The organism is Actinomycetospora sp., assembly GCF_055612215.1.
In genome coordinates this window covers 1-5,583 of the sequence record NZ_JBVPVA010000088.1, presented here as the reverse complement: position 1 = coordinate 5,583, position 5,583 = coordinate 1, and the positions used below count along the sequence as shown (strand labels likewise).

The window sequence follows — 5,583 nt, the reverse complement described above, 5'->3', positions numbered from 1 at the left end:
GATGTCGAGGGCGTCCCAGGTCGTCTCCCCCATGCCGGTCGTGAGCAGCTTCGCCACCCAGAACATCAGCGTGATCTCGGGGACCTTGCTCAGCACGGAGGGGACACGCGTGCGGGAGGGCATCTGACCGTCCTCGGGGATTGTCGGTGACTCGTTCACGTCGACGGTGATCGCCGACGGTGAAGATCGGTCGCAGGCGGGGTCGGAACCGGGTAAGAGTCCGCGGGCGGGGTGCCCTACTCGGCGTCGAGCGGTGTGCAGAGGGCGGCGCAGCCACGGTCGCTGCAGGCGAGCAGTGGCGAACCCGTGTCGGAGAGCGCCACCGGACGGGGCACCGCGGCGTACCAGTCGCGGGCGCTGACGAGGGAGCGCCCGCACAGGACACAGGCCAGCCCGTGTCGCTGGCGTGGGGACCGGACCCGCCACCACGTCGGCAGCACGACCGCGTCGACCATCGCCCGTCCCCCTCCTCCGCCGGGCACGAGCGTGGGTGCCCCGACGGCCGGGAGCACAATCTACCGTTCCGTCGAAGGACGGCCGGGACGGCGGGCTACCGGTGACGCCCGCGGCACGGCACCATCTGGAGACCATGGGCGCTCCCGACGAACCGGTGCTGATGCGCCCACCGAGCCCGGTCGACGGGACCGGCATGGGGGCGTTCCTCGAGTACCTGTCGTCGACGTCCGGGCTGGCGTTCGAGGACCACCGGGCCCTGTGGCGCTGGTCGGTGGCCGAACCGGAGGCGTTCTGGGCGTCGATCTGGGACCACTACGGCGTGTCGGGGACCTACGAGCGGGTGCTCGGGTCGTCGGCGATGCCGGGCGCACAGTGGTTCCCCGGGGCCCGGCTGAACTACGCCGCACACATGCTGGGCACCGACGAGGACACCGACCGCACCGCGATCATCGCCCGCTCGCAGACCCGCGGGCCCCGCGAGCTCACCTTCGGCGAGCTGCGTGACGAGGTGGGGCGGGCCCGGGCGGGACTGGTGCGCCTGGGCGTCGGGCCGGGCGACCGCGTCGTCGGGTACCTGCCGCACGTCCCGGAGACGATCGTGGTCTTCCTGGCCGCGGCGAGCCTCGGCGCGATCTGGGCGGCGTGCGCGCCGGAGTTCGGGGCCCGCAGCGTGGTCGACCGGCTCGGCCAGCTCGAGCCGACGGTGCTGCTCGCGGTCGCGTCGTACCGGTACGGCGACAAGGAGGTCGACCAGCGCGACGAGCTGGCGACGATCCGCGCGGGACTGCCGACGGTGCGCCACGTCGTCGGACTGGACTACGGGCCGCACCCGGTGCCGGACGCGATGACGTGGGACCAGCTGCTCGCCGAGCCGGGGCCGCTCTCCTTCGAACCGGTCCCCTTCGAGCACCCGCTCTACGTGCTGTTCTCCTCGGGCACCACCGGGCTGCCGAAGGCGATCGTCCACGGCCACGGCGGCATCCTGCTCGAGCACCTGCGGCTCTTCGGCCTGCACTTCGACATCCACCCCGGCGACCGGACGCTGTGGTTCACCACCACGGCCTGGGCGATGTGGAACATCACGATCTCGGTGCTGCTGCACCGCGGCGCGATCGTGCTGCTGGACGGCAACCCGCTGTGGCCCGACCTGGAGGCCCAGTGGCAGCTCGCGGCGGAGACCGGCGTGGCGCTGCTCGGCGCGAGCCCCGGCTACCTCATGTCGTGCCGCAAGGAGGGCGTCGTCCCGCCGCGCTGGCCCGAGCTGCGCCAGCTGGGGACGACCGGGGCTCCGCTGCCGGCCGAGGCGTTCGACTGGGTCTACGAGCACCTCGGCCCGGACGTGATCCTCAACCCGTTCAGCGGCGGGACGGACGTGTGCAGCGGCTTCGTCGGGGGCGGGACCTGGCAGCCGGTGTACCGCGGCGAGATGTCCGGTCCCGGGATCGGCCACGACGTCGCCGCGTTCGACGAGGACGGGAACCCGGTGGTCGACCAGCTCGGCGAGCTCGTCGTGCGGGCCCCGATGCCCTCGATGCCCGTCGGGTTCTGGAACGACCCCGACGGCGAGCGCTACCGCGAGGCCTACTTCGACGTCTACCCGGGCGTCTGGCGCCACGGGGACTGGGTGCGGTTCACCGAGCGCGGCAGTTGCGTGATCACCGGGCGGTCGGACGCGACGCTGAACCGGGGCGGCGTGCGGCTGGGCACCGCCGAGTTCTACGAGGTCGTCGAGGAGATGCCCGAGGTGGCCGACTCGCTCGTCGTGCACCTCGAGGACGACCAGGGCGGCTCGGGTGAGCTGCTGCTGTTCGTGGCGCTCGAGCCCGGCACCGACCTGGACGACGACCTCCGGGCTCGGATCGCCCGCGCCCTGCGGCGCAACCTCTCACCGCGCCACGTCCCCGACCTGATCGCCGCGGTGCCCGCCGTGCCGCGCACGCTGACCGGCAAGAAGCTGGAGCGTCCGGTCAAGCAGGTGCTCCGCGGCCGGTCGGTCGAGGAGGTGATCAGCCCCGACGCCGTGCGCGGGGCGGACGCCGTGCCGGCCTACCTGGACGCCTACGCCGCGCGGCCGTAGCCGGTGCGGGGAGACTCGTCGGTGCGCGGCCGGCCTCCACTCGGGGGCCGACGATCCGCCCGACGACCCAGGAGGTGGCGTGGTGAGCGCATGGTTGGTGGGCCATGTGCCGTCATGGCTGCTGTTGATCGGGGTCGTCGTCGTCGTCACCGGTCTGGCGGTGGGTGTCCAGCTGGTCGTGCGCCGGAGGTTCCCGCGGCTCGGCGGCGAGGAGCACAACGACGTCCTGCGCTTCGCCGCCGGTGTCATCGGCCTCGTGTTCGCCTTCTTCATCGGCTTCGTCGTCTCGGCCCTCTGGGGGCAGATCAACGCGGCCGACGGACGAGCGCGCGCCGAAGGGGCCTCCGGAGTCCAGTTGGCCGATCGCCTGCACGTGTTCGACGCGCCGGACAGCGGCCGCATCCGGGCTGCTCTCCTGCAGTACGAGCAGACGGCGGTGACCGAATGGGGGGTCGCGGCGGACGGGAACTCCTACCCGCCCGCGAACCAGGCGCTGATCGGTCTGCGTTCGACGTACGAACAGGTCCAGGCGAGGAACGATCTCCAGAAGACGATGCTCGCGAGCTCTTTCGCGGACCTCGACGATCTCAGCCAGGCTCGCACCCAACGCGTCCTCCAGGCACGGACCGATGTCGGTCCGCCCTGGTCGCTCTGGGCGGTGATCCTCCTGACCGCGGCCCTCTTGCTGGGCTGCGCGGTCATCTACGGGGTCGAGAAGGCCGCGACCCACATCACGATGGTCGTGATCCTGGGCGTTCTCGTGGGAACGATCCTCTTCCTCGTCGTGATGCTCTCGCATCCGTTCATCGGTGAACTCGCGACCTCTCCCGAGCCGCTGCGCGAGGTGATCCGGGTGTTGTCCCCGGTCACGCCGTAGCCAGGCGGACGACGGCCCCGATTTGCCTGCGTCACCCGCCGCCCTGGGCACCTGTCCATTCCCACATGGTCCAGCGGTAGCTGCCGTCCTGCTCGACCTCGTACTCGATCACATCGGCCACCTGGGCGAGCCTCCCGAACTTCTGTGAAGTCGTCGTCGCCGCCCCCGACACACCGTAGCTCGCGGAGAATCCTGGACCGGTCGGGCGTCCGACGCCTCCGCCGGACCAGTCGACGACGTCCCCGTCGGACGACATCATCAGTACGTGGCCCTCGCCGTAGAGCACACCTCCGGGTCGGATCGTCTGGCGGTAGGTGCCGATGTCGCTGATCTCCTCGCCCAACAAGGTGCCGGTTCCTTGGAAGGAGACCTCGATCCAGATGTCCTGACCCTCGGACGGGAGCACACGGACGCTGGCGAATTTGCCGCTCGCTTCCCCGAGTTTCTCACCCAACACGTCGTCCGCCTCCTCGCAGCCGGCTGGTCAGTACCAAGGTCCTTCGGAAGACCCGACACAGCGATGAGCAACGCGACCCCGTCGCCTTGCCCCACAAACGCAGCGTGACAGGACCTCCCGCGCACGAACAAGCAGTTCACTCGTACAGACGGACTCGGCCAGGACGCTGGTGACCGTTCCGGCGTAGCCGGTCGAACGAGAGGAGCCTCTTCGGGTGTGCTCGCGTATCGGGACCCCACCCGTTCGCCGAGAACGGATTTCCGGGTCCTCGATCCGCAACACCGCCCTGTCGATCGCACCGATCTCGAAGTGGTGCAGGTCGTCGTCGAAGACGTACGAGGAGTAACGACTCGAAGCACGCGACCGGTCTGTTCCCGGGCCCATGAGCCCAATTCCGGTCACAACGCGTGCCGGCCCTCCTGGACGCCTACGCGGCGCCTCGATGGGCGCCGCTCACGACCTGTCGTCGACGCGCCGGCGGATCTCCGCGACGACGGCGGGCAGCACCGCGTGCACGTCGCCGATGACCGCCCACGTCGCGCGGGTGACCATCGGCGCCTCGGGGTCGGTGTTGACGGCGAGGATCGCGCGGGCGTTCATGCAGCCGACCCAGTGCTGGGTGGCGCCGCTGATGCCGCAGGCGAGGTAGAGGTCCGGGCTGATCCGGGTCCCGGTGAGCCCGACCTGGTCGGAGTGCGGGCGCCACCCGTTGTTCGTGGCGACCCGGGAGCACCCGACGACGCCGCCGACGAGCCCGGCCAGCTCCTCGAGCACCGCGTAGCCCTCGGCGCTCCCGACGCCGCGGCCGCCCGCGACCACCACCGGCGCGGTCGACAGCGTCATCCCGGCCGCCCGCTGCCGGCGCTCGACCAGCCGGGCGCGCGGCACCGACGCGTCGAGGTCCGGCACGACGACGTGGACGGCGATCTCGGCGGCCGCACCCGTCTCGCTGGGTGCGGGCGCGCCGGGACGCAGCGTCGCGAAGCGGACGGGTGCGTCGAGCACGGCGTCCTCGAGCAGGACGCCCCCCGAGCGTTCGCGGGTGACCTCCCACTCCCCCGCGCCCGGCCGGATCTCCGTGCACGCCGTCGCCAACGGCACCCCCACCGCCGCGGCCGCCCAGGCCATCGCCTCGACGGTCCCGTCGCGGTCCGCGGCGATCACCGCCGGCGGCCGGAGCGCGGCCACGAGGACGCCGAGCGCCTCGCCCAGGCACGCGGGACCGCCGTCGGCGAGCAGCTCGTGCTGGAGCAGGTGCAGGGCCGCCACGCCGCGCTTGGCCAGGTCGTCCGGGAGGTCCCCCGCCTCCCCGACGGCGACGGCCGCGACCGGGACGCCGAGCTGTTCGGCCAGGTCCCGGGCGGTGGCGAGCACCTCGGCCGACTCCGCGGTGAGCGCCCCGTCGCCGTCGCGTTCCACCACTGCGAGCACCATCAGCGCACCATCCCCAGCTCGGCGAGCACGTCCACGACGGCGGGCGCCGCCTCGGGCCCGCGCCCCAGCACGACGGTCTCCGCGTGGGCCATCGGTCGGTGGCGGAGGCGTCGGGTGCGCAGGCCGCCCCGCGCCGGCGCAGCCGGCAGCACCCGGATCGGGGCCTTCTTCGCCCGCAGCCGCCCCTTGATCGTCGGGTAGCGCGGGAGGTTCAGTCCCTCGAGCACGGTCACGACGGCGGGCAGCGGCGCCTCGTGGACCTCCACGCCGTCGCCGACCTCC

5 protein-coding genes and 1 pseudogene are annotated in these 5,583 nt (G+C 72.3%); 2 read left to right on the top strand and 4 right to left on the bottom strand.

Features of this window, described 5'->3' with window-relative positions:
• Nucleotides 1–236 precede the first annotated feature (236 nt).
• Complete coding sequence (locus AC0CYZ_RS02055) at nt 237–455, bottom strand: hypothetical protein (protein ID WP_472211809.1); 219 nt, start codon at nt 453–455, stop codon at nt 237–239.
• Nucleotides 456–589: 134 nt separating this feature from the next.
• On the opposite strand from AC0CYZ_RS02055, the gene AC0CYZ_RS02050 reads away from it, so the two are divergent.
• Entirely contained in the window at nt 590–2,533 is a 1,944-nt protein-coding gene (locus AC0CYZ_RS02050) for an acetoacetate--CoA ligase (protein ID WP_472211806.1), read from the top strand.
• 82 nt (nt 2,534–2,615) lie between these two features.
• Nucleotides 2,616–3,410 carry a bestrophin-like domain gene (locus AC0CYZ_RS02045; protein ID WP_472211802.1) on the top strand — a complete coding sequence of 265 codons (795 nt, stop codon included), beginning with the start codon at nt 2,616–2,618 and terminating at the stop codon, nt 3,408–3,410.
• Between the two features lie 31 nt (nt 3,411–3,441).
• Here the strand turns inward: AC0CYZ_RS02045 and AC0CYZ_RS02040 are convergent, their stop codons facing one another.
• The 3 genes and pseudogenes from AC0CYZ_RS02040 to AC0CYZ_RS02030 form a co-directional block, all read right to left on the bottom strand.
• The gene (locus tag AC0CYZ_RS02040) at nt 3,442–3,816 is read right to left on the bottom strand and encodes a hypothetical protein (RefSeq protein ID WP_472211799.1); all 375 of its coding nucleotides are present in this window, start codon (nt 3,814–3,816) and stop codon (nt 3,442–3,444) included.
• Nucleotides 3,817–4,320: 504 nt separating this feature from the next.
• Nucleotides 4,321–5,301 carry an electron transfer flavoprotein subunit alpha/FixB family protein gene (locus tag AC0CYZ_RS02035; protein ID WP_472211796.1) on the bottom strand — a complete coding sequence of 327 codons (981 nt, stop codon included), beginning with the start codon at nt 5,299–5,301 and terminating at the stop codon, nt 4,321–4,323.
• Nucleotides 5,301–5,583: pseudogene (locus AC0CYZ_RS02030) on the bottom strand (electron transfer flavoprotein subunit beta/FixA family protein); the annotation flags it as partial. The gene AC0CYZ_RS02035 and the pseudogene AC0CYZ_RS02030, both read right to left, overlap by 1 nt.

Coding starts and splice junctions, on each gene's coding strand:
- AC0CYZ_RS02050 (WP_472211806.1), top strand. CDS start 590: ATGGGCGCTCCCGACGAACCGGTGCTGATGCGCCCACCGAGCCCGGTC.
- AC0CYZ_RS02055 (WP_472211809.1), bottom strand. CDS start 455: ATGGTCGACGCGGTCGTGCTGCCGACGTGGTGGCGGGTCCGGTCCCCA.
- AC0CYZ_RS02035 (WP_472211796.1), bottom strand. CDS start 5,301: ATGGTGCTCGCAGTGGTGGAACGCGACGGCGACGGGGCGCTCACCGCG.